Source organism: Alteromonas confluentis (assembly GCF_001757105.1).
GTDB classification, from domain to species: Bacteria; Pseudomonadota; Gammaproteobacteria; order Enterobacterales; family Alteromonadaceae; genus Alteromonas; species Alteromonas confluentis.
The window spans coordinates 18083-43471 of record NZ_MDHN01000028.1 but is presented as its reverse complement, the minus strand read 5'-3'; the positions used below and the strand labels follow the sequence as shown (position 1 = coordinate 43471).

General features: G+C 49.0%; 25 protein-coding genes. 5 read left to right on the top strand and 20 right to left on the bottom strand.

What is annotated here, in order from left to right; translation table 11 throughout:
* Positions 1-43 precede the first annotated feature (43 nt).
* Both BFC18_RS11070 and BFC18_RS11065 read left to right on the top strand, forming a co-directional pair.
* Complete coding sequence (locus BFC18_RS11070) at positions 44-2584, top strand: TonB-dependent receptor (protein ID WP_070125618.1); 2541 nt, start codon at positions 44-46, stop codon at positions 2582-2584.
* 434 nt (positions 2585-3018) lie between these two features.
* Positions 3019-3210: a hypothetical protein gene (locus tag BFC18_RS11065; RefSeq protein ID WP_070125617.1), complete on the top strand. Its 192-nt coding sequence runs from the start codon at positions 3019-3021 to the stop codon at positions 3208-3210.
* A gap of 86 nt (positions 3211-3296) precedes the next feature.
* Here BFC18_RS11065 and rluF read toward each other — a convergent pair whose 3' ends face one another.
* The 9 genes from rluF to BFC18_RS11020 all read right to left on the bottom strand — a co-directional run bounded on the left by rluF (position 3297) and on the right by BFC18_RS11020 (position 11230).
* Positions 3297-4064, bottom strand: a complete 768-nt coding sequence (rluF, locus tag BFC18_RS11060; RefSeq protein WP_070125616.1) for a 23S rRNA pseudouridine(2604) synthase RluF — start codon at positions 4062-4064, stop codon at positions 3297-3299.
* Between the two features lie 85 nt (positions 4065-4149).
* Positions 4150-4977 carry a hypothetical protein gene (locus tag BFC18_RS11055; protein ID WP_070125615.1) on the bottom strand — a complete coding sequence of 276 codons (828 nt, stop codon included), beginning with the start codon at positions 4975-4977 and terminating at the stop codon, positions 4150-4152.
* 35 nt (positions 4978-5012) lie between these two features.
* A complete protein-coding gene (fabG, locus tag BFC18_RS11050; protein WP_070125614.1) occupies positions 5013-5744 on the bottom strand; it encodes a 3-oxoacyl-ACP reductase FabG in 732 nt (243 codons plus the stop codon).
* Complete coding sequence (locus BFC18_RS11045; protein ID WP_070125613.1) at positions 5737-8046, bottom strand: MMPL family transporter; 2310 nt, start codon at positions 8044-8046, stop codon at positions 5737-5739. Before BFC18_RS11045 ends, fabG begins: the two co-directional genes overlap by 8 nt.
* A 9-nt stretch (positions 8047-8055) precedes the next feature.
* Positions 8056-8766, bottom strand: coding sequence for a LolA family protein (locus tag BFC18_RS11040; RefSeq protein WP_139138999.1), 711 nt, complete (start codon positions 8764-8766; stop codon positions 8056-8058).
* A complete protein-coding gene (locus BFC18_RS11035; protein WP_070125611.1) occupies positions 8748-9164 on the bottom strand; it encodes an acyl-CoA thioesterase in 417 nt (138 codons plus the stop codon). Before BFC18_RS11035 ends, BFC18_RS11040 begins: the two co-directional genes overlap by 19 nt.
* A 4-nt stretch (positions 9165-9168) precedes the next feature.
* Positions 9169-9423 carry an acyl carrier protein gene (locus BFC18_RS11030; RefSeq protein WP_070125610.1) on the bottom strand — a complete coding sequence of 85 codons (255 nt, stop codon included), beginning with the start codon at positions 9421-9423 and terminating at the stop codon, positions 9169-9171.
* Between the two features lie 12 nt (positions 9424-9435).
* Complete coding sequence (locus tag BFC18_RS11025) at positions 9436-10242, bottom strand: lysophospholipid acyltransferase family protein (protein ID WP_070125609.1); 807 nt, start codon at positions 10240-10242, stop codon at positions 9436-9438.
* A 49-nt stretch (positions 10243-10291) separates the two neighbouring features.
* The gene (locus BFC18_RS11020; protein ID WP_083273026.1) at positions 10292-11230 is read right to left on the bottom strand and encodes a chorismate transformation FkbO/Hyg5 family protein; all 939 of its coding nucleotides are present in this window, start codon (positions 11228-11230) and stop codon (positions 10292-10294) included.
* Between the two features lie 239 nt (positions 11231-11469).
* Between BFC18_RS11020 and BFC18_RS11015 the strand changes: the two genes are divergently transcribed.
* A complete protein-coding gene (locus BFC18_RS11015) occupies positions 11470-12834 on the top strand; it encodes an AMP-binding protein (RefSeq protein ID WP_070125608.1) in 1365 nt (454 codons plus the stop codon).
* Between the two features lie 96 nt (positions 12835-12930).
* Here the strand turns inward: BFC18_RS11015 and BFC18_RS11010 are convergent, their stop codons facing one another.
* The 10 genes from BFC18_RS11010 to BFC18_RS10965 all read right to left on the bottom strand — a co-directional run bounded on the left by BFC18_RS11010 (position 12931) and on the right by BFC18_RS10965 (position 21254).
* Positions 12931-14166, bottom strand: a complete 1236-nt coding sequence (locus tag BFC18_RS11010) for a beta-ketoacyl-ACP synthase (protein WP_070125607.1) — start codon at positions 14164-14166, stop codon at positions 12931-12933.
* A gap of 15 nt (positions 14167-14181) precedes the next feature.
* On the bottom strand, positions 14182-14637 hold the full coding sequence (locus BFC18_RS11005; RefSeq protein WP_070125606.1) for a hotdog family protein: 456 nt from the start codon (positions 14635-14637) through the stop codon (positions 14182-14184).
* Positions 14637-15644 carry a lysophospholipid acyltransferase family protein gene (locus BFC18_RS11000; RefSeq protein WP_070125605.1) on the bottom strand — a complete coding sequence of 336 codons (1008 nt, stop codon included), beginning with the start codon at positions 15642-15644 and terminating at the stop codon, positions 14637-14639. The genes BFC18_RS11005 and BFC18_RS11000 overlap by 1 nt, the downstream gene beginning before the upstream one ends.
* Before the next feature lie 10 nt (positions 15645-15654).
* Positions 15655-16401, bottom strand: a complete 747-nt coding sequence (locus BFC18_RS10995) for a glycosyltransferase family 2 protein (protein ID WP_070125604.1) — start codon at positions 16399-16401, stop codon at positions 15655-15657.
* Positions 16398-16781, bottom strand: a complete 384-nt coding sequence (locus tag BFC18_RS10990; RefSeq protein WP_070125603.1) for an ApeI family dehydratase — start codon at positions 16779-16781, stop codon at positions 16398-16400. The genes BFC18_RS10995 and BFC18_RS10990 overlap by 4 nt, the downstream gene beginning before the upstream one ends.
* Positions 16774-17367 (bottom strand): COG4648 family protein, encoded by a 594-nt coding sequence (locus BFC18_RS10985; protein WP_070125602.1) that lies wholly within the window; start codon positions 17365-17367, stop codon positions 16774-16776. Before BFC18_RS10985 ends, BFC18_RS10990 begins: the two co-directional genes overlap by 8 nt.
* A complete protein-coding gene (locus BFC18_RS10980) occupies positions 17364-18926 on the bottom strand; it encodes an NAD(P)/FAD-dependent oxidoreductase (protein WP_170826594.1) in 1563 nt (520 codons plus the stop codon). Before BFC18_RS10980 ends, BFC18_RS10985 begins: the two co-directional genes overlap by 4 nt.
* Before the next feature lie 12 nt (positions 18927-18938).
* The gene (locus tag BFC18_RS10975; RefSeq protein ID WP_070125600.1) at positions 18939-19748 is read right to left on the bottom strand and encodes a beta-ketoacyl synthase chain length factor; all 810 of its coding nucleotides are present in this window, start codon (positions 19746-19748) and stop codon (positions 18939-18941) included.
* Position 19749: 1 nt separating this feature from the next.
* A complete protein-coding gene (locus BFC18_RS10970) occupies positions 19750-20928 on the bottom strand; it encodes a beta-ketoacyl-ACP synthase (protein WP_070125599.1) in 1179 nt (392 codons plus the stop codon).
* 62 nt (positions 20929-20990) lie between these two features.
* Positions 20991-21254, bottom strand: coding sequence for a phosphopantetheine-binding protein (locus BFC18_RS10965; RefSeq protein WP_070125598.1), 264 nt, complete (start codon positions 21252-21254; stop codon positions 20991-20993).
* Between the two features lie 90 nt (positions 21255-21344).
* Between BFC18_RS10965 and BFC18_RS10960 the strand changes: the two genes are divergently transcribed.
* Both BFC18_RS10960 and BFC18_RS10955 read left to right on the top strand, forming a co-directional pair.
* Positions 21345-22100 (top strand): 4'-phosphopantetheinyl transferase family protein, encoded by a 756-nt coding sequence (locus BFC18_RS10960; protein WP_070125597.1) that lies wholly within the window; start codon positions 21345-21347, stop codon positions 22098-22100.
* A gap of 164 nt (positions 22101-22264) precedes the next feature.
* Positions 22265-23164: a MaoC family dehydratase gene (locus BFC18_RS10955; protein ID WP_070125596.1), complete on the top strand. Its 900-nt coding sequence runs from the start codon at positions 22265-22267 to the stop codon at positions 23162-23164.
* 70 nt (positions 23165-23234) lie between these two features.
* Here BFC18_RS10955 and BFC18_RS10950 read toward each other — a convergent pair whose 3' ends face one another.
* The gene (locus BFC18_RS10950; RefSeq protein ID WP_070125595.1) at positions 23235-25322 is read right to left on the bottom strand and encodes a UvrD-helicase domain-containing protein; all 2088 of its coding nucleotides are present in this window, start codon (positions 25320-25322) and stop codon (positions 23235-23237) included.
* Positions 25323-25389 lie beyond the last annotated feature (67 nt).

Sequence of the window (25389 nt, the reverse complement as noted above, 5' to 3'; positions counted from 1 at the left end):
TGGAATTATCCAATAAGTGTGCATTTATAATTTAGGGAACAACATGAAAACAAGAAGTTTAGCGACACTCCCAGTAGCGATCTCCCTCGCACTGGGCTCATTTGCCGCGCAAGCACAAGAAGCTGCCGAAGAAGTCGAACGCATTCAGGTAACCGGTTCGAATATCAAAAGAAACGACTTGGAAGGCGCTGCACCTGTTCAAGTCATTGGTCGCGAAGATATTGACCGTTCTGGTTTCGCCAATTTACAACAACTCCTCAACACCATGCCGTCTGCCGGTATGGGTACCTTCTCAACGCAAGGAAATAACCAGGATTCCACCGCTAACGGTGGTGCGGCAATCAGTTTACGTGGCTTTGGTTCCGACGCCACTTTGGTGCTGATCAATGGTCGTCGTGTTGCCAGCAGCGCATTTGCTGAAGGCATCGTGAATTCCTTCGTAGACATCAACAACATTCCTGTTGCCGCCATTGAACGTATCGAAATTCTGAAAGATGGTGCATCAGCAGTATACGGTTCCGACGCGGTTGCCGGGGTAGTTAACGTTATTCTGCGTAAGAATTTTGAAGGTACTGAAGTGACCGCGGGTTTTGGTGGCACCACAGGCCCAAGCTATGAAGAAACGAATTTCAGTGTACTTTGGGGTACGGGTGACGACGACAGCAACGCCACCGTTATTCTGGATTACTTTAAAAACACCTCGTTAATGCGCAACGAAGTAGGCCAATACGGCACTGTGTATCAGCCAGAAAATGGTATTGATGGTCGTTCAAGTTCGGGCTTCCCCGGCACGTTTATCGTAGACGGTGTATTAACGCCCGACGCGGCCTGCCCAGATGAAAACATCGTAAATAACGTTTGCCGCTACGACTATGGCCCTCAAGGTGCGGTTCTGCCCGAGGCAGAACGTGCCGGCATCATGGTTATGGCCAACCAAAAATTTAATGACTATGCCGAAGGGTACTTTGAGTTTTCCGGTCAGCACAACACATCTCGCGCCTACGGTGCTGCAACGCCATTAGGTCGTACCGCAGGCTTAACGGTTAACGCCGATCACCCTGACAACCCTTATGGTCAGGACATCATTATCAACAACTACCGTACCGTAGATGCAGGCCCGCGTATCTGGAATATCGAGTCTGATACATTCCGTTTAGTGGCCGGTATTCGCGGTAACATCAATAACTGGGATTACGACCTCTCGGCCCAAAAAGGCCGCAGTAAATCACTGCAAACCGGTGGTATTGGCGATGGCTGGATTCGGGTAGATTATCTGCAACGAGAAATCGATGCTGGAAACTACAACCCGTTTGGCGGCACCTACAATGATCCAGATGTCGTTGCGGATATCTCCACCAGCCTGGTGCGTCAGGGTGAATCACACATGACCTCCTTCAACTTCAATGTTGCCGGCGATGCGTTCACCGTGTCAGACATGGTTGTGCAAGTGGCAGCGGGCTTAGAATACCGTGAGGAAGATGTCGCCGATAACCCAGATGAGCAATTCCAACGTGGCCTGATTTTCGGTACCGAAGCCATTTCTGCTGCAGCGTCCCGTGACATTTCTGCCGCCTACGTAGAGTTCCTGGTGCCGTTCACCGATACCTTCGACGTTACACTGGCAGGTCGCTACGATGATTACAGCGATTTTGGTTCAACCTCCAATCCAATGGTGGCCGTGTCATGGCGTCCACTTGATAACTTCTCCGTACGTGCATCGTGGGGTCAGGGCTTCCGCGCGCCGTCTCTGGCACAAATCGGCTTAGGTCCATCACAAGACTCACCATTGGTAGACGATTATTACCGCTGTCAGTCAGACGGTATTTGTGAAGGCGAACGTGAGCGCGGCGTTATCTACACGTCGGATGCGGTGCTGCAACCAGAAGAATCCACCACCTGGAACTTCGGTATTGTCTGGCAAGTTACTGATGAGTTCGACTTCACTGCCGACCTGTGGAGTATTGAACAAGATAACAAGATTGATCAAAACCCGGTTGAGAACATCTACGCTGCCGAATGTAACAACCAAGACAGTACGGTGTGTATCCGTTTTGATCCACTTCCTGGCGAAACTCTGGGGCAAATCGACCGGATTTACAACATTTACGTAAACCTGAGTTCGCAGGAAGCCAGTGGTTTAGATTTATCTGCTGGTTATCTGCTTGATCTGGCCGATATGGGCCAACTTAAGTTTGGTCTCGACTGGTCTTATATTGATTCGTTCAAAAAAGACGGTATTGAATACGCCGGTGAGCTGAATTATCCGAAAAACCGCGCCCGCATGACAGCAGACTGGACCTTTGGTGATTTGGGTCTGACGGGTATTGTGCGCTACATTGGCGAATTTGAAAGCTTCCAGGCCTTATCTGAAATCGAAGTGTCTGAAGCAGATATGGTTGACTCTCAAACGCTATTGGATTTACAGGCTTACTACCAGTTTAATGATGAAACCACCTTTACCCTGGGCGTAAATAACCTGTTCGACACCGATCCTCCATTCACTGCCCGAGGATACGGCTATGTGGCTGAAACCCATATGCTGCGCGGCCAATATGTGTACGGTGAAATTAAATATAAATTCTAATTGTTAGATTGAAATTTAAATTGAAATAAAGCCCCGGCGCGGTAACGTAAAGTTAGCCCAGTCGGGGCTTTTTTTTTATGTCTTTAGGGCGACGAAACACCTTTTTCTTGTAGTCATTTCTGTAATCGTTTTGCAACACCACCGCTCTACTCTGAGCAAGTAAGCTAAGGGCCACCGCCGGTGGAATAAAAATTCCCGGTAGTTGGAATAAAATTCACGCTGCTTAGCACATTCACGTGAATGTTGAGCTATGATGATATTGTCTTCCTGTGCATTTTTTCAGCCAGACAACTTTTCAGATATTTATGAAATGCCATAACACAAGGCGCGGGGCTGCGGTAAAGGTTATTGCCATTTCTTTCGGTGTCATTCTGGCAACGTCCTTGCTTTATCTTTTGCAGTTATCGCACTTGTACAACCACAGAGAGATTACCATGATGAATATCCAGGTTCATGACAACAAAGGAATTGCAACGCATAAACTGTCGGCAGCAGACATCACGCCACAGGTCGAGCGTAAACTGAAAGCGCTCTATGCGTTTGGTGGATTCTGTAAGGTGGGAAATCAGAAATATCCGAGTGCTGAATCGTTACTCGCTGACTGCGCACCCCGTATGGCCAGCTAAATCGATTTTATGTGAGATACGTATTATCGCCGCCTGAACTGGTACTGCAGTCAGGCGGCTTTTTTATGCGTAGATAAAATGGGTAACTAGCGTTTTTCCGGCGCTGTCTTCGACGAACCTTCCACCGCTTTATTCAGCACATCCAGTTCTTTCTGCGTAAGATTACGCCACTGTCCGGGTCGTAAATTGCCTAAGGTAATGTGCATAATGCGCGTACGCTTTAGCTTCAGTACTTCGTAGCCTAAAAACTCACACATACGACGGATTTGTCGGTTAAGCCCTTGGGTTAGAATAATGGTGAAACGGTCACGGCCTCTCGACTCTACCGTACAGGGCTTAGTTACGGTGCCGAGAATAGGCACACCGCGAGACATTTTTTGCAGGAAACGGCCGCTGATGGGCTGGTTCACTGTCACATCGTATTCTTTATCGTGGGCGTTTTCCGCCCGCAGAATTTTATTCACGATGTCGCCATCGCTGGTCAGCAGGATAAGACCTTCTGACGGCTTATCTAATCGCCCAATTGGGAAGATGCGCTCTTTGTGACCAATGGCATCAATGATGTTGCCTTTCACATGACGCTCGGTGGTACAGGTGATCCCCACCGGCTTGTTGTAAACAATATAAATCCGGTCAGACTTGTCTGCAGCAACAGCCCCAATGAGCTTGCCGTCGACTTTCACTTTATCGCCAGGCTGCACCTTGGTGCCAAGTTCAGGCAATTTGTTGTTTATGGTTACCCGCTCTTGTTCAATCAGCTTGTCCGCCTCCCGACGGGAACAATGGCCGGTGTCGCTGATGTATTTATTGAGGCGCTTTCCCTGACCGGAACTGCTTGCTTGCTCGGAACTCATGTTGCGGGGTAACCTTTAACTAACTAGTAAAATTAAGGCGCTAAGCATACAGCATCAGCGCCCAATTTTCTGTGATGATTCACTATCAGAATGCGTAATCAGGCAGAGGCTCGTCGAACATGCCTAACTTGTATTGTTCTGCCGTCTCTTCATTGAGCGCTTCGCGGTTAGATTCCGCATATTTGCGTAACTTTCTCGTTTCACTGTTTTCTTCAACTTCCAGTAACACATCGTGGTAGCGGGCCATGCCGCTGCGTCCAATGGCATTCATTAACCAGGCAAAGGTATCAAGTTGATTTTTCTGTGCTGACGCATAATTTCTCAGCAGGATTTCAGCTGCAATGTCACAGAGCGCCTGGCTCTTCAATTCTCTTGAAGTCATTTCTTTCGCAGCCTGCTTAAGGTTAGACAGATCACCCGCTGTCATTTGCGACTTAAGGCGGCTAATCACTGAGCTATCCAACTCCTTGCTGTACAGCTTTTCAGGCAACATGTACATGCCGTAAGCGAACTGTTCACCTTCAGCACCGGGAAGGTCATCTAAGGCTTTGTCAGCATGACGTTCCAGTTTGTCGATGGTGGTTTTTTCCACCACTTCAGACAACACGCTGTAATAACGTCCATTTTCAGATGCGCCAATGGCACGGGCTACCCAAGCCAGTGAGTCCACTTCACTGCGCGTCGCGTGAGGGTACTTTTTCAACAGAATGGCTGCAGCGATATCCAGCAATTCAGGGTTTGCTATTTTCGCGCTGTAAATTTGTTTGGATGCCGCTCGAAGTTGCGTCATGTCGCCGGAAAGCATCATATCCGCTAGTCGTTGTTCCTGCGGCGTCAATTCTGCAAAGGCTTTTGAGGACAACACGCTGAGTGTTAGTACCAGTGCCATCATGGCTGTCGTTAAATATCTCATCATTTCTCCATTAATTGAGATTCACTCACAAAAAGTTAGTACATGCCGCCGTTTACGCTAATCACTTGACGGGAGATATATCGGGCTTCATCAGAAACCAGAAATCCAATCGTATTGGCAACATCATCCACGTTACCAAATGTCCCCAGCGGAATCATTTTTTTCGCTTCATCGGCCACAGCACCTTCAATCATGCCGGTTTCGATAACACCAGGCGCCACACAGTTTACGGTGATTTTTCGCTTACCGAGTTCAATAGCCAGGGCTTTGGTTGCACCAATAATTCCCGCTTTCGACGCACTGTAATTGGTTTGTCCGCGGTTGCCCATCAGGCCAGATACCGACGACAGCGTTACGATGCGGCCACCCTGGCGCAGCCTGATCATTGGCATGATCACCGGATGCAACACATTGTAAAATCCATCAAGATTGGTGTGAACAACGCCATCCCACTCTTCCCCCGTCATGGCAGGGAACGCAGTATCCCGGGTTACACCGGCATTGCAGACCACACCGTAATACGCGCCATTTTGTTCAATATCCGCTTCAATTGCCGTTTTTGTTCCTTCTCTGTCGGCAATATCAAACTGCAAAGCGACAGCACTTCCGCCATCAGCAAGAATGTCGTCGACCACTTTTTCCGCGGCCTCTTTACCACTGCGGTAATGCACCGCCACGGCGAAGCCTTGCGCCGCCATCTTGTAAGCTGTTGCTTTACCAATACCACTGCTGGCACCGGTGACGAGGATTCTTTTTTGCTCAGACATGAGATCCTTTTTCCTTATTTTCCGGCTTGCCGTTAAACAGGCTTATCGCCGCAATAAAATTAATCGTATTTCCAATCAGAATAATGCTGCCAAACGCCTGCACCACCGGCATGGCGCTGAACGCCAACAAACCGAATGACAACAAACTGGTGATCGCCGAGAGTAGAATCGCCTGCTGGGTGGTATCAGGCTTGTCTGCCATTTCCCGGGCAAAAATGATGTAGTCCATACCCAGGCCAAGCACCAGAAATAACGCCATGATGTGAAACACATTGAGCGCCTGACCGGCCAATAGCACAGCAGCGACGGCAATCAAACTGGCTGAAGCGGGAATAAGTAAAAGTTGAATAACAGACACACTGCGGTACCACAGCGCCAGCAAAAGCGCGACCAGTGTGTAAGCAATGACTAACAGCATAGCCCCGGTTTCGCGCTGAGACTTAAGCGCCTTAGATGCATTGCCCAAGGTGTTCACATACTCAATGGCGGGAATCGAATCGGCAGCGGCCTTCAACGCTGTTAAATCACTGTTTTTGCGAATAAGTACGAAGCTGTATATCTGCCCGTTTTTCTCACTCCAGAGCGGTGGAAGTGTGGCGTTCTGGCTTGATAGCTCGGTAAAATCAAGGACCTTTCCGGCAGCATTTGTGTATTCGGCTTTTACCGGTGACACTGACTCAGCCGGCAATCCCAAAGCCGCAGCAAATACATCAAGAACGCCGCCCTGCCCATAAAGTTTTGCCTGGGAAGCATAATCATCTCGTTGTCTTTCAGGCGAAGGCAGCCAGTCGCCAATACCACTCACCGCGGCCTTGTTCACACCGGGAAAAGCATAAAAATCTTCTAGCGCATTGAATATGTCTTGGGATTCTTGCCCGCGTACAAGCAAGTACCGACCGGGCTCGTAAACCTGGGTGAGCGAGGAGACGGCTTGTTCCTGCTGCAGTAACGTAGGAGATACATGGAAAAAATGGCGAGGATCATCATTCACCTGAAGACCACCACTCAGCACATACAGCAGACTACCGGCAGCGAGTAATAACCCAGTGGCTGCGAGCGCTTTCGGGCGACGGGCAACAACACGTTGCAACGACGCAATAACCACTTTCAACATGGTCTGGCGGGCTTCAATAGGACGGCGCACCACCCAAGGGCCCAGCAGCATCACACACAGCCAGGCCATGCCCAAACCGGCGCAAGAGAAAAGTGCAATTTTCTTTAGAATGGTTAAATCGGCAATACTTAAGGCGCCATAACCGACTAGCGAGGTAATCACGCTAAGCACCATGGCCCGGTACAGCACGCCATGGTGTCGCGAAGCCTGCGCGTTTGCTTGCGACGTGCTCGATAGAAAGTGATAAAAATAATGCAGTGAATAGTCCACCACGATACCAATAAGACTCGCACCGAACACAATGGTAAGTACATGCACAGAGCCAAACACCCACACGCTGGTGAGTATGCCAAAGCCGACGCCAGCGGCAATGGAACTGAGCGCCAGGGTGAGCGGTAATAACGAGCGAAATACCAGCAGCATGAGCACCAGCACACCAGCTATCGAACCCACAGCAATCAGTTGAATGTCAGCTTTTGCAGATTGCGCAGAATCAACTGCGAAAAAGAACATGCCGGAGTGCAGTACCGATACATTAAATTCATCGCGAACAGATTGCTCTGCTTCGGTAATTTGCTGATAAACTTGGTTTTGTTCAGCCATACCGCCAGGAAAGTCATTAAAAATCACGGTGAAGGTATTTACGTATTCCCCTTCGACTTCAATAGACTCGGTGGATTCAATTTGCTCGGTCAGCCCCAACAGGTAATCGGAAAACCAACCGAGGGGATCTTTTTCAAACGGCACCATTCTGATCCCTTCCCCCAGTTGATAGAGCTTGCGCTGGGCGGCCCTCGCCATTTGTTGCGGGGTGTCGGATTCAAGTGCGTCTCGTTGAGCGTCGGAAAGGAAATTAAACCGGTAGGGCGTAATCGCAGAGAGGTAGCCGCCCTGTTGATTTTCATTGGTGAGCGCTTGCAAGCCTGGCAGCGTGTTGATTGCAGACTGCAACGCCTTGGCGCCGTCTGCGGCGTGTTTTTTGTTGTCACTTTTCACCACCACAATGAAGCGCTGGCTGATATCGTTGGTCAGCGAATCCAGGGCGTATTGCAAGCCGGGGTCGCTTACTTTCTCTGGATTTAAATCGTTCAGGTTGGTATCAATTTGAATGGACTGAGGATTTACGCAAGCGAATACGATCCCTGCCACAAGGGTAAAAACGAAGCACAGCCGAATAAAGAGCGACATAAGTTGTAATTAATAGGTTTCAAAACGGCCTGGAGAGCGCAATACGCGGCACCAGTCGGTTTTGTCAGCATACAACGCTTCGCATTGTTCATACGCCTTACGCTTACCGTCAAACTCGTATGCTTGAATCTGGTCGATGAGCACTTGGGTGTTTTGGCCGGTGGCATCGGTCACTTTTATGGTAACGGCTGGCTGAGCGTTATCGGTGTTTTCCTGACTAATGCGAATGGCATCCAACCCTTTGCGCATCATGTCGCTTTCCGGTATCAGTAACAGAGCACCACTGTCTTCCTGCGTGATCGCAAACTCGTCAGTAAAGTAGCCGGTATCGCCCTTCAGTAACCGAATAAAAATATTCGACATAATATAGCGGGCTACTCCACTCAATGGCGTGAGTGTACCGTCGTCCTCTGCCCTGAAGTTGTTAGTACCATTTACGTATAAAATGGCTTCACTGAATGGCTCGATGGTGTGCCATACCAACCCCAAATCGCAGGAATAATAAAAGTCACCTGCTGATTTTAGTGGTACCGGAAGCCCTTCCATTGCTTTTTGCTGGCTGAAGTGTCCGGAAAAGTGGCAACCCGAAGGAAACATCGACGACAGCAAGGTTTCTTCGTTGGCGGAGCTCTGCTCTGCCAGGGCCGATACACTCACAACACTGAAAAGGACTAAACCCAAACGGGCTAGTGAAAAGCGACTCATGATTGACTTATCCATGCATTGATTGCGTCAGTGAGAAAGGCTGGAGACTCATATTGGGTGATTTGTTCTGGCATCGCAACCGCAAACTGGGTCGTTTTGGCTTTGGTGAACACTTCGCCGGTGTCGCGATCTTTTATCACATAACTGATCTTCAGCCGGTTTTCCCATTCAGTCAGCCAGGATTCCACCACCACTTTTTGCTCAAACAGCAGTGGCTTAATGTACTTCACCTGAATATCGACAATGGGAAAAAAGAATCCCTGCTCTTCCATGACGCTGTACGGGCAGCCAATTTCAGACAACAATGCACACCGGGCCATTTCGATGTATTTTGGATAATTACCGTGCCAAACGACACGGTATGCATCCACATCGAAAAAAGGGATATCGATATTCAGGCTATTTTTCTTCATGGTATTACGCTTTTGCCGGTAGCTCGGCGAGTACGTCGACCACGTCTTGAATTGTTCTTACCTGCTTGAACTGCGACGGTGAAATTTCAACGTTAATGCTCTTTTTCAGATCTACAAGCAAATCGACCGCATCGATACTGTCGATATCTAAGTCTTCGTAAAGACGGGCTTCCGGCACGATTTCCGCTGGCTCAAGCTCGAAAAGATCAACCAGTGTGTCTCTGACCTGATCAAGAATATTTTGTTTTTCCGCATTCATTTCGCATTCCCTCTATGAATTTTCCAGCTGTTCCGGCGTTGCCGCTATCTCTGTTGACAGCTGTTTGTTGTAATAGTTTTCCAGAAATTGAGTGAGATGTCTGTACTGCTTAGGTCGTGGTAGCGTGGTGTCGATACATTCGTCTAACGCCATCAACTCACCTGAACGCAGTGTAAAAGCCGGGCCGCCTGGTGGAATATCGTACCACTTATCGCCTTTTTTCAGCGCCCGCGGATAACACTCTATCATCACCGGCATAATAGACGCATTTACAGCCACCGCCATATTGGCCGCGCCTCGCTTAAAGCGTAAAACGTTATCTTCTTTGGTGCGGGTGCCTTCGGGAAAAATAAGAATGTTCTCACCCGCTGCCAGTTTGGCCGCTGCCATAGGCAATATTTGCTCGGCGTTATTAGGAATGAACCCGGCTTGACGCACCACTGCACCGGTAAAAAAGTTATCCCACACCGCGCTTTTCACAAAACAGCACATTTGCTCGTTGACGGCGAGTAATAACACCACATCAATTAACGACGGATGATTCGCAATGAGAATATGCCCGGGGCGTGCGGTATGCATTGAGTCTAAGTCGAAGGAATAGCGGATCAGCCCAAAGAAACGCATGATACGGATGAACGTGAGACACCCTTTATGAATACACCAACGGATCATGCGCTGCTTTTTCGCCGGCGAAATAATAGTAACCGGACTCATCAAGCGGAAGAAAACCCCAACCAGCAACGCGCCTACACCAAAAAGGGTATAGCTCACGCCAGCACTGAAGATTTGCCAGGCTTTGCGCAGCTTTGTGACTACCATGCCTGCGCCCTTGCGTGATGAGAGCGCTGTGGCTTCAGAGGAAAGCGAGCTAGACACAGAAACATTCTATTTCGACCAGCAAGTCTTTGCGGCAGATATCCGCAAGGGTGTACACCGCATCGACGTCTGGATATTGAGTCGAAAGCCAGTCGCGTACAAAAGCTGCATCCTTGGCGTGACGAATATAAACTTTAAAGGTAGACAGCTGACAACCTTCCGGCTTTGCCGTTTCCAGAAGATGACGAATATTAGACATTGTCACTGTAAGCTGCTTTTCCAGATCGCCTTCGCCACGGGTTTGATGCCCGGTAATGCTGGCGGTACCTGAAATAAACAGGAAGTGAGAATCGGCAAGGGTTAGCGCGGTAGCACGAGCAAACGAGGGGCTGGAAATACCGTACTCACGAGGATATTCGTAAGCATTAACCTGATGATGATTATTGTAGTGATGTGGCTCCACCTTACTGGCAAACACGTAAAATACCGCACCGTCGGTGTGATGACCGAGTGCTGAGGCTGAGGGAAAGCTTTGCGGCGGCATACCAGCTGCCTCAAACGCATTCAAACGGCCGGTACAAAACTTCTTGTACAGCTCATTGTCGCCTTCACCCACGTTTATCGACGGCAAATAATTCCAGAAACGAAATGGATGCACAAAACCCTGGGCTTTTAAGACATTCAAAATGGAAGAATAAGCCGCAAAGGTTTGTTGTTCGATGTCTTCACATTCGTCTTTGGTGAGCCAGTGGGCAACACAAATCACGTCGTCAGTTTTAGACCAGAAGCATTTACCCGTTTGCCCCCGGCTAACCTCACCTTCTATTGACCACAGTTCATTGCCGGCATTTTCAACCGCGCCTTCTAACCCGGTAGCAATAAGACCATTACCAAACGGTTCACATTGATTAGTAAGTGGCATTACCGCCAGCGCGTTTACACTGGAGATTAATTCGTTAGCGGGCGAGGAACAAAATTGCTGTTTTAACATGGGACAACTGAATTTGGTGTGACTGCAAACACGAATGATGGTGCAAACAGGCAGAGAAAAACTGATTTAAACCAACTCCCTGACATTCTGCTTACTTATTTTCAGACGATCATTCCATGATACAGAATTAGTTTTTGACTGGGCGGTAGTTTAAACTAGCGAAAATCGAAAATAAAGCGAATGGACGCATCCTTTACCTTGGCTGTTAACATTCGTGAACACCAGTAAATCAATTATTCATGTCAAATACGTTTCCGCTAGTTACCCGCACATCTGAAGATGCAATTGCCTTTCTTACACAGCCTATAAACGCCGTTGGCCTTGATGTAGGGCCCGTGTCTACTAATCAGTTTCTCAATCACGTCAATCAGGTTGCAGAAGCGCTGACCCATCGTGGTCATGCCATTAATCTTTGTGAAAACCGCTACCTTTTCCTTGTGGGACTCTGCGCCGCGATTTTACGCGGTACAACCACCTTATTGCCGTCGAGCAAAAATGTCGCCACACAGGATCAATTAAACGAAGATTATACTGATTGCTTTATTATTCATGACGGCGGAGAAATTAGTCCAAACCTGCCGGCATTCGATATTCTGTCTGCAAACGCACCGGTTCAAAATCGCACTGTGGATGTGCCTGATGTTGCAGATGACTTTCTAGCTTGTATTAGCTTTACTTCCGGCTCTACCGGAAAGTCGAAACCGAATCTTAAGTACTGGCGTACCTTGCACCGCAGCAGCCTGATTAACTACACCTTCATGATCCCGGATTGTGAAGAGACCTTATATCAATTGGCCACCATGCCGGCACAACACATGTGGGGGTTTGAAACTTCCGCGTTATTGCCGTTATTCAGTAAAGTTTGCATGAGTGATGCAAAGCCGCTGTTCCCACGGGATATTCTGGATACCTTCGCGGCTTTGCCGGAACCCAAGCAACTGGTTTCCACCCCCGTCCATTTACGGGCGCTGTGTGCCGATATGACCAATGACGTTCACGCCCACTCCGTGCTGTGCGCCACGTCCCCGCTTACCACTGAACTTGCCACCGAAGTGGAGCAGAAATTCAACGCGCCATTAAGAGAAGTGTACGGTTGCAGTGAAGTGGGCTCAATGGCGGTACGACGTTCTGCCAAGGAGCAGGCCTGGTTCAAATTTGAAGGTATTGATTTTGCGCAGAACGACGGTACCACCACGGTGCGCGCTGAACATTTGCCCTCAGATACCGTACTGCAAGATTTCATTGAATTTAAAGATGACAATCACTTTGTGTTGTCTGGCCGGGCAAGCGACTTGATAAAGATTGCCGGTAAACGGGGTTCGCTGTTTACCATTAATCAAACGCTGCTGACGTTTAAGGGCCTGGAAGATGGCATTGTAATTCATCCTGAATCAGCCGGGCCGGTTACCCGCCTTGTCGCCATTGTGTCGCTGAAGCCGGGTGTAGAAAAAGCAGAATTGGTGCGCTTTTTACAAGCGCGTTTAGACAGTGCTTTTGTACCCCGACCTGTGTACGTGGTTGATGCACTGCCCCGCGAACCTAACGGTAAGCTGCTGCGCAAAAACATTGATGCGCTACATGCGTCACTGAAAAAGAAAAGGTAATCAGTTTACCGGCAGCTGAATAAAAAAGGGCGTCTCGAAAAATTCGTGACGCCCTTTTTGTTTGTTTTTCACGGCACTGCCGGCAATGTTTTACGTTTAAACCCGCTTTATGATCAACGAGGTATTGATACCGCCAAAGGCAAGGTTATTGCTCATGAAGCAATCGGTTTTGATTTCGCGGCATTCCTGGCGGATGTAATCCAGCGGTGCACAGTCTGGATCAACGTTATCCAGATTCAATGTAGGAGCAAACCAGTTTTCTTTCATCATATTAATGGTCGCCCACACTTCAAATGAGCCGCAAGCGCCCAACGTATGGCCGGTATAGCTTTTCAGCGAACTAATTGGCTTAGCGCCCACAACTTGATAGGTGGCATTACTCTCGACAATATCACCGTGCTGCGTTGCCGTGCCGTGTGCCGATACATAACCAATGTCATCGGCGGTTACACCGGCATCTTTCATGGCTGAGGCCATAACTCGTTGCACCGTTTCTGGATTAGGTTTAACCAGATAAGCGCCGTCGGTATTGGTCGCATAGCCAGTGACTTCTGCCAGGATGTTCGCACCACGGGCTTTTGCATGTTCGTAAGATTCAAGAATAAGCGTACACGCCCCCTCACCCAGTACCAGGCCATCACGGTCGCGATCGTAAGGCCGAGGCGTAGCTTCCGGGGTATCATTTTTGGTGCTGGCCGCGAACAGGGTATCAAATACCGCCGCTTGAGAAGGACACAATTCCTCTGCGCCACCGGCAATCATCACATCCTGCTGACCAAACTTAATGGCTTCATACGCATAGCCAATGGCCTGGCTACCCGCCGTACAGGCACTTGAAGTGGTGTACATGCGGCCCTGAGTACCAAAATACACACTGATGTTCACAGCAGCGGTGTGGTTCATCATGCGCAGATAGGTGCTGCTGTTGATGCGAGAAGTCGAAAAGTTCTCAAGCATAGGGGCAAATTCCAGTGCTGCTTCACTGCTGCCTGTAGCAGAACCGTAAGCCACACCCGTCGCAGAAGAGCGGATCACAGGATCATCTGTCAGGCCAGCATCAGCCAGCGCACGCTCAGTGGCCAGCACACCCATTTGGGCAACACGGCCCATGCTGCGCTTTTTCTTTTTGGTGTAGTGATCAGGCAAGGCAAAGTCGTGAATGGGAGCAGCCAGATAGGTGCCAAGACCCTCATACTTTTTCCAGTCTTCCATGTAGCATACTGCTGATTTCATCGACTGAAGCGCAGATTTTACCTGCGACCATTCATCACCCAGTGCAGACACTACACCGGCTCCGGTAATCACAACCCGTCTGTCATTATTACTATTCAAACTACATCCTTTTCTTTAAACAGGCCGGCGGAAAACCGACAAACTCGCCGTAGCCAAACACTGCACATCGCTACCGTCTTTCGGCTCATTTTCAATGAAGCAATCGAACGTTGCAAGCCCATCGCCCACCAGCGCTTTTTCTTCACAGCGCACCGTGTACTTACCCGGCGCAAAGTAATCGCAGTGGGTTTTAAATGACCGCGTACCGAGCAGAAACCCTAAATGCGGCGTAACTTTCCCCAGAGCAAGCTGGTGCCCGGCGATAAGCGCGGCAGTCTGGCCCATGTATTCCAAACCAATCCAGGCAGGGACGCCCTTTTCTGCTTCAAAAAACGGACTTTCTTCATCGACGTAGGTACGCGATGCCGATGAGGTTTCGGTAACATCCAGCACTTCGTTAATCAGTAACATGGGCGGACGGTGAGGAATTAACTCAAACAACCGGCTGTCGAAACGGGTTTCCTGCGACATTACTTCCCTTCCCCTTTGGTGCCCGCTGTTAAAGACGTGGTGTCGCCGGGCTGCCAGAAATCATAAAAATTAAACCATTGATACGGTGCTTTAAGGCAATGTGCTTCCAGTTTCGACGCAAACTGTTGCGCATAATTCTGTAAATCCTGCTGGCGAGTTTTGCGGTTGATCTGCAATTTGTCACACAACGGCGCCACATCAAACAACACCTTGTTGTCTGCCGCTTTATAGCGATAAGCAAACATCAGCTTAACCGGGCAGGCCAGCGCTTTCGCCAGCATGTAAGGGCCGATGGGTAGCGGTGCTTGTTGGCCTAGAAACTGAACATCAACGGTACGTTCCAGGCCGCTCAAGGGCACACGGTCGCCGGCAATAAACACCCACTCGCCAGCATCAATTTTTTCTTTCAGCATCATGATGGTGGTGACATCAAACTCATCAACCTGAAAGACATTAAGGCGAGATTCGTTATTTTCGTCTTGCATCATTTTAACGAAGTTGCCGGCGTGTTTATCGTACACCAGTATATTGATAACCTTGCTGCTATAACGGTGCATAAAGCCCCGGCAAAACTCCAGGTTACCAAAATGAGAGCCAATAATGAGTTGCCCGCGGTCGTCATTGTGCAGGGCTTCAATATTCTCTGGCGAGCTGAGTACGAAGTCTTTTTCGCTAATTTCGTCTAACCAGCCCAGCATCTTATCCAGAATCACTTCGGCAAAGGTTTTGAAATGTAGCAACACATGACGATAGCCAGGCTTACGCTGCAACACTTCAGGTTTCAAGCGGTAGTGCGCATTTAAATATTGCAACGACGCTTCACGCTGCTCCTTGCGGCACAGCACAAAATACATCGCCACCGGATACATGATGACCGAAAACACTTTGCGGCCGCACACCCGGTAAATAAAAAACACCAGTCGCATGGCTGCCATCGTGCCGGCTTCACGGGTTTGCGACCAGTGAGCCTGCTGTTCTGTGGTTGCGGTTTTATCTGACGCAGTCATCGTGCCCCTCTTACTTACCTAACAAGGCACGAACGCGGGTGACTAACAATTTTGGCAAACGAATAAGCATGCCAAACATTAACCGTACATGCAGCCGGATCAGCATAAGGTTATCTTTCAGATAATGAAAATGGGATACGGTGTTTTCGTGATAAATCACCTTGGTAGGAATGAAGTGCAAGTCGATGCCTGCCCAGACCGCTTTCACCAGCAGTTCCGGGTCGAAATCCATGCGTGGACCAAGGTAGTAATTATCGAATACTCGCTCGATTTGTTTGATGGGATACACCCTAAAGCCGCACAGGCCGTCTTTAATTTGCAAAGACAGGGTTTCCAGCGCTACCCAGAAATCGGTAATTTTGCGGCCGTATTTTCTGGCGAATGGCGCAGTTTCATCAAAATAAGGCTGACCGGAGATAAAGGAATCCGGGTGTGAGCGACTGTAATCCAGGAGTTTTTGCGCGTCATCGATATTGTGCTGGCCGTCTGCATCCAGTTGTAATACGTGACTAAAGCCCATGGCACTGGCGTGATAGCAGCCGGTGATCACCGAAGCCCCTTTACCACGGTTCGTCTGGTGTCTGACAAGATGAAAATCTGGGTAAGGGCTAAGTAGTGCTTCTACCTTCGCCACACTTTCTTCACCACTGCCATCATCTACCACAATGCAGGGCAAATTCAGTGATGCCAGCGCCGGCAGAAACTTTTCAAACAGCACTTCGTGTTTGTAATGAGGAACAATAATGCAATATTTCATGATGCGGAAAACTTAAAACTGCCCGTGGAGAATGAGTCCGTTTCGTTGGAGAAGTGAAACGAAACACTGCCTTTGTCTGCATTGTGATTGAGCGTGAGCTGCATCTGTGCACCCGGCATGACCATGGTTTTGAATTTGATATTGGTGAGTTGATGAAAACGGCTATCGCTGATAAACAACGCTTTTGCCAGCTTTCCCGCCCAGTCAATCTGCACCACACCGGGCAGTACTTTATGATCAGGAAAGTGGCCGTCGAACCAGGCGAGATCTTCACTTACCTTAAGCGTAATCTCAGCAGACGCTTCATCCATCTTTATAGCCGTAATATCCGGCCCTTCCTGCGCGTTAAACAGTGCTTTCAACGCATGTATATCAGTCATCAACAATCTTATGCTTCTTTTTGTAGTGGCGCCGAAAGAGTAATTCAGCAACCACAAATACGGCAAAAATCAGGTAGGACAGTAAACCGTTGTAGAGTGTCCATACTGCTAAACTGCTGAACCAGGCTGTCCAGGCGGCCACCGCTGCATTGAGCAACAACAACAGCCCCCACGCCAGGCTCAGCGCCCTGAGATATCCTTTCGCCTGTGCCGGCGGATTATGTCCACCAGCCCGGGCGAAGCGTTCTATCAGGGTGTGCTCATCAAGCAACGAAATCAGGAACAGCAGTCCCATTCCGGCGCTCATGATCACAGGGTAACATTTCAGCAGTATTTCACTGTTTAGAAATATAACCCCGGCGCAATATAACGCAATCACGGCCGTCATCAACCAGTCACTGGTTTTACGACTCTTACCTGCAACCACCAGCCTGAATATGGCCACTAACAGTAACACCGCACCGAACCAGCGGGGGTCTATGGTGTCGATGTTAAGCCACACCACAAACGGGTAAGCCACAGACACAAAAACAAAGAGCAGCGGAATTAAATCCTTCGGGCCTCGCTGCCGCGGTGATGCACTCACGCCAGCACGCTTTGCCTGTAATTTCCCAGCACCGCCCGCTCTTCATCATCAATCTGCGTGGTCGCTTCGTCGCTCAGCATATCTTCAAAGTACGGGACAATTTTCTGCATAATGGCAATGTTCTTCTCCAGTGCCATTTCCACATCAATATCCGGGTTTTTCAGTACGTCATTAAGCTCGCCCAAACACGGCACCAGGAACTGATCCATAAAGCTGCCTTTGGCGGGTAAAACCAAACGCTTCTGTGCTCTTTCAGCCAGCAACATCTGCATTTTCTTATTCAGTTTCTGGGTTTTAAGCAGGTTCGGGGTAATTTTACGCATGGTGTCTAAATCGCCGATAGCGTCGGTGAAAAACAGCAAGGCAAATACACCCCAGTAATAGGTGTAATCCCAGACCAGCTTAATCGACATCATCTTACGATCGCCAAAACCGCCGTACTGATCTTTGTAAATTGACAGGGTGTTCTCAAAGAACGAGTCGTAAAACTTGTGGAACAAGGCCGCTTCAAAACGAATGTCCTGCCCTTTCCTGTCACGCTCGATAAGATGGGTAACAAAGGTGTTATTCAGTGCGATGAAATCGCTGCCCGGTGAATAGAAAGGGTCAGCAAAGGCGCCGGCTTCACCCGTCATGGCCCAGCCAGAGTCTGAGAACATCTGCTTACAGCCGTAGGAATAGCCTTGCATGACTTTAAAGTCGAGCAGTTCCGCCCCTTCAATGGCTTCTGCGCACAGTGGATGTTCTTGTTGTAACCATGCCATGGTGTCTTCAAAGGTGCTGATTTTGCTGTCGGCCAGCGCTTTATCGTCCATGACGATACCAAAGCTGGTGGCGCCGGACGCAAGAGGAATAATCCACACCCAGTAACCGGGGCCCATCAGATGATTGGTGCTTAACCAGCGTTTACCCGGTTCGAGGACTCGATTTTGCCAGGCTTCATTATCAGACCATTCATCGATAATGACTCGCTTATTGATGCGGAAGAAAACCGCATTGCCTTGATGGCCGGTTTCAGTCTGCAAGTTCAGCTTATTTCGTAGCAATGCCTGACGGCCCGCTGCGTCGACTAACCAACGCCCCTGAACGGTAATTGTGTCGTCACCGCGACGGCAAACCACAGTGTGATTTTTATCGCCCAGTTCAATGTCTTGAGGTACTGCGCCATCAAGAAATACCACGCCTTTTTCTTTCAGCATGGTGTAGAGGTAGTTTTCCAGCGTGCCACGTTCAATTTGATAAGCCGGAATGCCGAAAAGCTCGCTTACGCCCAGTTCATCATAATCGCTGTAATCGTTTTGCACTTTTCCGAAGAACAGCCTGAGGCCGTACTTACGCAGGTGCTTTTCCTTGAAATGGTCTTTCAGGCCAAGTACATCGGTAAAGTAGTGCGCTCCAATTTCAACCGTAGACTCCCCCACTTTTGCCGTGGTGTCGTGTACCGGAAAGGTATTTTTCTCAATTATGGTAATGGCGTAAGTGTCGTCGCGGTTAAGCAGCTGCAGCGCCAGGCTCATGCCTGCCAGCCCGCCACCGGCGATGATAATATCCGTATTCATCTGATCCATCATTTACCCTTCACAAGCTAAAGTGAGACTGGTTCCACTGCTTAGCGGAATGGTGATCTGCCCATCAGGTTGATTCAACAGCTCAGCAACACACAATACCTTTGCTGCCGGGTTCTGAGCGTACATCTCTGTGAGATACGTACTGTCGGCATTGAGTGCCGGCCAGCTTGCATCTTCCTGCTGATTTACCATTGCTGTAAGCACTTTGCCTTCCACGTCGGCATCGTGCGGATAAATCACCAGTGAAAATGCAAAGGTTTCCTGATTAGGCAACACGGGCGTCAGAATATCTGCCACCGGCGCATCATAAAACGTGAGCAGCATGGGCACATTTTCAGTTTCGCACTGAATCATAGCCTCAAGAATGGTTAACGACACCGACTCTTCATATCCGGCAACGGAATTGGCCGCGCTCATGGTGCCTGTACTGATGGTCCAGTAGCCGGCGGGCGCGTTGTGTACCGAGTTATGGAACTTGGTTGGCGACAGCTCTTTATGTTCAGACGCCAATGTTTTGCACATATAGTCGGTCAGGTCGGTATCGCCCAGACCAGAAACAAACACGCAGGTAAGCGTATTGGGCTCAACACCGGCATCTTGCGTCGCCTGCCATGAACTCTCAACCGCCAACTTAACCGGCAACGGGGCACGGCGTCTTTCATTGGCGGGAATAATACCGGGTTTCGGGCTTTTCAGCTTTGCTTCTGGTAAGTCTGCGCCACCGAGCAGCGCTTGAAGTGCAGACCAGTTTTCAAAGTAGCTGCCCCAGGCACCGGTGCCTGCAATTTTACATTTCAGTGCTTTTGTCTGCATATTACTCTGCCCTGCTAAACAAAAGTGTACAGTTATTACCACCGAAGCCGAATGAATTGGTCATCACGTGCTGACACACTTTCTCTTCGTCTGTGGCTTTAATGGAGAAATCCAGTGCTTCATCCAGCGTTTCCAGGTTCTTTGAGCCCGGGATCACGTTGGTGTGCAAGGTATCCATGGCAATAATGGCTTCTGTAATCCCCGCTGCGCCCAGGGTATGCCCCATCCAGGCTTTGGTCGATGAACAACGTACAGACGCAGGGAACAATTCGGAAATCAGCTTTCCTTCAATTAAATCGTTAGCCCGGCTGGAAGTACCGTGAAGGTTAATGTAATCCACCGACTCAGGAGACAATGCAGCTCGTTTCAGCGCCTGTGTCATCGACAATCTGGCGCCTAATCCATCAGGATGCGGGTGCGACATATGGTGTGCATCTGAGCTTTCGCCATAACCGGCCAGCGTGATGCCCCGGCCATTGTTATTTTCGCCCGCGCGCTGGAGCACGGCAAAACCGGATGCTTCACCCAGGTTTATTCCGTCTCGATGCTGATCGAAAGGCTTACACGGGTTCGGCGACAGTAACTGCAGCGAATTAAAACCGTGCAGCACACTCAGACACAGCGTATCCACGCCACCTACCAGCACTGCATCGACAATACCGGTTTCCAGCCAGCGAGCGCCAGTGGCAAACACTTTGGCGGAAGAAGAGCACGCAGTGTTAATCGTGAGTGATGGGCCTTTAATACCAGAAAGGTGTGCGGCAAACAAAGCAGGTGCATGAGGATTATGCACAAACGGCTGCTTGAACGCTTCGGTTAACCCATTGTCGCTGTTGAGTTTGGTATAGGCTTCTTCAGTACGGTCGATACTGGACGTACTTGAGCCCATGACTAAACCAATGCGGGCAGCGCCGTATTTGCTGATTAATGCTGAAACCGTGTGGCGAATCGTGCCCTGTTCATAACCTAATGCAGCCAGGGCATTGTTTCGACTTTGCCACTGACCCAGGTCATCCACCCCGTTGATTTGCTCAACAAGGCCAATCCAGGTGTCTAGATCTGAACCTGGCAGGTTGTTCTTAATCAGGCCGCTTTTATGCTGTTTGAGTGAAGTCCGTAAGGCACTGAGATTAACCCCGGCTGCCGAACAGGATTCGTAATCGATGATATCTATTTTCATGTCGTCAAAGATAACCCTCAAATAGCTTTATTTACCGCCGATCCGAGGGTAACCGCCCGATTTTATTTATTCTTTTCAACAAATGCGGTTAAGCTGCGTAAGGTCTCGAACGCTTCGCGCGTGCCTTCGTCTTCCGCTTTAATTTGCACGCCGTATTCTTTTGATATCGCTAATGAAATTTCCAGCGCATCAATAGAATCGAGTCCCAGACCGTCACCGAACAATTGATCTTCCGGATCAATTTCTTCCGCTTCCATGTCTTCTAAATTGAGGGCTTCAACTAAAAGTTCAGCCATTTTTAATTCGGATTCTGTTTGTGTAGCCATAGTTGATACTGTCCTTACTATGTACGCTTCTCTCTGAAAGGGCGCTAGTTTAAACTAATGTTACAATAAAAACTATTTCTGCAACCCGGCATGTTTTCAGATTTAATTTTCGCCAAACCGGCGCAAAACATCGGTGATCAAGACGTACACCTGTGGCTGCTTGATACCCGTCAGTATGAAGAGAATCACCAATTAGCGCTGTTTCGCTCAATACTGTCGGAAAGCGAGCATCGCCGCATGTTGCAGTTCCGCAAACCTGAAGCGCAGCAGCGATTCCTTATAGCCCGGGGCGCTCTTCGCTTGCTTCTTGCAGCATTACACCCAAGCCTCTCGCCCGCTGATCTGGCTTTTGTTTTCAATGACTTTGGCAAACCCGCTTTACACCCGAACCCTCTCAACATTCACTTTAATGTCTCCCATTCTGGCAACATGATTTTGATTGCCATTGCTCGCGGTCGTGAGTGCGGCACAGATATAGAAAAACTCGATGCATCACGTAATATACGGGAGCTTGCTGCGTTTTATTTTCATCCACATGAACATGCGTTGTTACTACATGCGCCCGACGAAGCTGCGCAACTGAAGCACTTTTACGCGCTGTGGACATTGAAGGAAGCGTTCATCAAAGCAGAAGGAAAAGGCATGGCCATTGCCGGCGACAGCTTTTATTTTTCAGACATCGATTCTGCGCATCCGCAAGTGACGATAACAGAAAACTCGCAGGCCAGCGTTCAACCATGGCGTTTTAGCCAGCAATTCTTTGGCGATGACTTCAGCATGGCCTTGGCGGTGGCAGAAAATGATGAACTAGAACTGTCGGTAATGTGTAAATGTTTAATCGTTTGAGCGCTTAAGAACCTGAAGCAGTTGTCTGGTGATTAAAAGGTAACGTGTGCTAAATCATTGAAAGTACGCTAACGTAGGCTGTCGGTAAGTGCTTTGCCGCATAAATAGATGCCTGGAAATAGCGATGAACCAGGAAGTTATCACTGTAGTAAAAGGAGTTTGCAGTGCAGCAGTTTTTACAAACCATGAAAGCGGCAATGAAGCGGGCTGACACGTCATTACTTCAGCAGTGGATATCACAACAACAGGTTGCTGAGCTGCCTAATGTGAGTTGTGAAAAAACCTTCTCGGCGGCGCAAATTGGCGATGCGGTTCAAACCTTTCATCGCAATCACAATTGGCAGCATGAAAACATACACCCTTGCTTTCCCCTTTTCCTGGGGCTATCACAACACGTTGAAACCCTTTCCTGTAAGGCATCACCTTTCCCGCTTATGGGTTTGGTGCACATTGAAAACAACATCAAACAAACGCGCCCGTTAACCCATGATGATATGCATGTACATTGTCATTTCAGCGATATTCGGGTGCATCCCCGCGGTATTGTTGTCGATATTGTCTTGCTGGTGAAACAGCACGGCAGCGTTTGCCAAACCGTCACCAGCACTTATCTGCACCGGGCGGCATCCGATACGCTGGCGAAGGGCGATGCAGCCGATACAGAAAAAGCGTCGCAGGCACAAAGCCAGGAGGCAACCACCTCAGCGTTAACGTTCGCGAGCAATGCAGGCAGACGCTATGCGCGAATTAGTGGCGACTACAACCCTATTCACTTATACCACTGGAGTGCAAAGCTGTTTGGGTTCAAACAAGCCATCGCCCATGGTGTTCACGTGTTGTCTCGCAGCGTGTCGTCATTAGATTTGTCGTTCATTCACTCGCAAGAATCCTTCTCGATTACCAATGCCTTTCATTACCCGGTCACATTGCCTTCTGAACTGACACTACGCAGTCATACACTGGCGAATAATGCAGATAACGGTTTGGTGTTTGAATTGCGAAACCCGCAGGTAAAACGCAGAAAACAAGTTTTACTTTGCGGGCAGGTTACCGTGCCGGCTTAATTCATTTGCGTCATACAAGGATTCAACTGGACGTCACTTACACTGAAATAAACCTACGACTGGAATAAACCTACGACTGGAATAAACCTGACGTAACCTTGATATTGTATTCACCAGACAGCAGCTCGGTAACAAAAGACGAAGGCGCGATTGGGTCGGCAATGATATAACACTTATGTTTTGCCCGGGTGATGCCGACGTACATCAAGCGCCGTTCTTCCGAGTAAGGATAATCATCCAGAGCGGGCAATAGCGCTTCAATCAGCGCGTTCTCCCTGCCCTCACTGGGAAACCCGTTTTTACCCTTGCTGAAGCCAATTATAATACAGTGGTCTGCTTCCAGCCCTTTGGATTTATGAAAACTCCAGAAATGCACATGGTTGGCGAGATTAAGCCGAGTTAGTGTGGCCTTCGTTTCATCCAACAGAAAATTGTAGCGGGCGATTACGGCAACAGTGCTTGAAGGTTCATTGCCACGGATTTTCGCAACCACTTCCGCAACACGCTCAAAAACCCCATTGTCATTGCCAGGCTTGTTATCCAGCAAAAACACCTGAGGTGAATCGACTTTATTATGCGTATGTATGTGTTTTCTGAATTGCTCGGGGTTTGCCATAATGAACTGCCCAGCGGTATCCGCAATACTGTTGTTATAGCGAAAGGTTTTCTGCAGTTTAGTTTCGGTATAGCTGCCCACCAGTTCGCCAAAGCGTGTGGTGAGTTCAAGCTTCCCCCCGGAGAAACGGTAAATAGACTGCCAGTCGTCGCCCACCGCGGCAAGTGATACCTCATGACCTTTTGTGAGAATGGCTTCTAACAAGGCCATGCGCGCGGTGGAGATATCCTGAAATTCATCCACCAGCACGTACTTCCATGTTGGCTTTATTACTCCCCGGTTTGTGATCTCTATGGCGCGGGTAATAAGATCATCAAAATCCATGCAGTCCTGACGCTTTAGTTCACTCACGTAAGCCTTATGCAACGTGTTGAGTAAATTCGCTGTCTTTCTGGCCGGTTTAATATCAGCACTCGTTATTCGCTTGCTGACATCGGCAGGTTTCAACCTCTCTATGCGTATGGCTTGCAAGGCACCGACAAGCGTTTCCACACAACGCGTTACAGTGGCTTGTTCGTTTGTCTGGTTTGTCTGGTTTGCTTTGCCCTTCGTCGCGTGTGGCGAAAGCAAACCCAAGAGTTCCTGAAACACCGTTGGATTTTCATCGCTGTAGCCTTTAACCCACTCCAACACCCATTGCTTTAACCGTTGACTATTTTCCACAAACTCACTCAACGCGACGGGTACGCCAGCGCGTTGCAAAAGCTCACGACCAAGGCCATGAAAGGTGAAGATTTGTGGCGCATCGGCCAGAACAATATTCCGACTTTTTGCCGTTTCCAGCAGACGAGATTTAAGCTCTTCCGATGCCGCGCGGTTGTAGGCAAGAATCAATATTTCCGAGGGCTTTGCCAAGCCCCGGTCGATCACATCCAGTGCTTTCGCCACCATTACCGACGTTTTGCCTGTGCCCGCGGCTGCCAGCACTAAATTTCTGTCGTTGGCGCGAAGCACCGCAAGACGCTGTTCCTCGGTTAACGGGTTAGACTCTACCGTATCGAGAAATGTGCGGCGGGCTTTAAGCTGCATGTGTTCGTGGTAGCTTCGTAATCTGGCCATATCAAACGGATACAGGCTCGCTATCTCTTCTACTTCGCAGAGGGCGTCAGCCGATAACAGCGCTTGCCAGTCGGCTTTGTAGTTACCGTAATGCTTATGCAGCGTTTCAATAAGCTCGCGCAGTTCGGCTTCCCATGAATCTCGCGGATATTGCAGCTTCACCTTGTTGTTGAACGCAGTAAACACCGTGTGTAGATACGCCTTAATGTGGCTTCGAATGATTTTGTTGGCCGCTGCCTGCAATGCCACTACATTGTCTGCTTTCAGAAACCGGTAGCGCACTGATGTTTTAGCTCCCGGCAATTGCAGTTCGTAGCCGAGAAAGCGTTTCTTTACCTGAAAAAGCGTGCGTACAGAAGCTAGCGACAGCGTGTTTTCCCTGCCACTTTTTTGTGTGAAAACTAAATTTTCGTTCGTGAGACTGATTGAGGGTTTAGCAAAAAACTTTCCCAGAATATTGGGATGAACAACGAGAACTGGCAACAACACTATCCTTAAATTTCAGGTCGTAACTTTTTATGCCGTAACTGGCGCGTTTGAGCAACTCAGT